The following is a 1,240-nucleotide window of genomic DNA, read 5'->3' on the forward strand; positions in this document are numbered from 1 at the left end:
GTTGGTTAATTCGGCCCCTGTTTCGCCCCGCTGAGTGTCAGCTCAGCGGGGCGAAGTGCTGCGAAGTGGCTGGTGCGGGTGCGGGCTCGGGGTGTTTTAGTGAGGTGGGCATCGATGCGGGCGAGGTTGATGGCGGCGCCGGTCAGCTGGTGCTGGAGGCTTGTCTTCGCGAGACCTCGGTAACGGGATCTTCGCAGGCCACAGCGTTGAACTCCTTGTGAGATGGTGCCTTCGACCCCGGCACGGATCTTGTAACGGTCCTTCCAGGCATCGGTTTGCTGCTCGGCCCGGCTGTGTCGGATGACCTCGTGTTCTTCCTGGGGTCGCAGCATGATCTCCCGGCGCTGGCCGGTGGCCGAGCCCACGCAATCGCGCAGATGGGGGCAGGGGCGGCACTCGCTGTGGCGGAACCGCACGCGGATAACCGGGACGATCTTGGTGCGCGCGTACCACTGTGTGGTGGTGACACCGCCCGGACAGGTCACCTGCTGCTGGTCCCAGTCGATGGTGAACGCGTCCAGCCCGTAAGGGCCGTCGGACTGGCCGGAAGTGTTGGCGGGCATCGGCCCTTGCAGGGCGACGCCGTACTCGGTGTGGGCGGCCAGGACCTGGGAAGCGGTGGGATAGCCAGCATCGACCCAGTGTTCGCCGGGCAGGCAGTCGCGGTCGGCAAGGCCGGCGTGGATGGTCTGACTCATCACGCTGTCCGGGACCGTGGCGAGCGTGGTGGCCACGTTCGTGATCAGATTCGGGGCTTGTGCGTCGCAGGTCTCAGTGAGGTGGACTTTGTAGCCGTCCCACATGGTGTCGCGTTTCACGCTGCCGCGTGCCTGGATGTCATGGGGCGTGACCAGGCGCATCGCGCCCGGTGGCCGGTCTTTTGGGTCCCGCCGTGCCACCTTGCCCTCCACCAGGTGAAAGTGCTGGACCCACACCTGCCGCAGAATCTCCACCTCATCAAGCCCGCGAAGCCCAGCCGGCGTGTCCGGAGCGAAGACCGCTTCAAGCAGCCGCATCCCGTCCGCTCCGATCCGCTGCCCCACCGCATCGCGTTTGACGCGGGCCTTAGGAAAGCGGGAGTCCTCGGCCCGGGTGGCGTAGTGCTTGAACCAGTCCGGCTCTGCCACATCCATCAGCCAGTCGGGAGCTGCCTGAGCGAGCGCATCGAGCGCCGCTCGCAGGGTCTCGGCCACCAACTCCAGCCAGCACAATTGACGCGCCGACGACAACACATGCGTGG

Annotated in this window: 1 protein-coding gene; it reads right to left on the minus strand. The window is 66.4% G+C overall.

What is annotated here, in order from left to right:
- Positions 1 to 5 precede the first annotated feature (5 nt).
- Positions 6 to 1,240 (minus strand): transposase (locus G412_RS36865; protein ID WP_037650501.1); only part of this gene is annotated, 1,235 nt, incomplete at its 5' end.

Source organism: Streptomyces flavidovirens DSM 40150 (assembly GCF_000429085.1).
Taxonomy (GTDB): domain Bacteria; phylum Actinomycetota; class Actinomycetes; order Streptomycetales; family Streptomycetaceae; genus Streptomyces; species Streptomyces flavidovirens.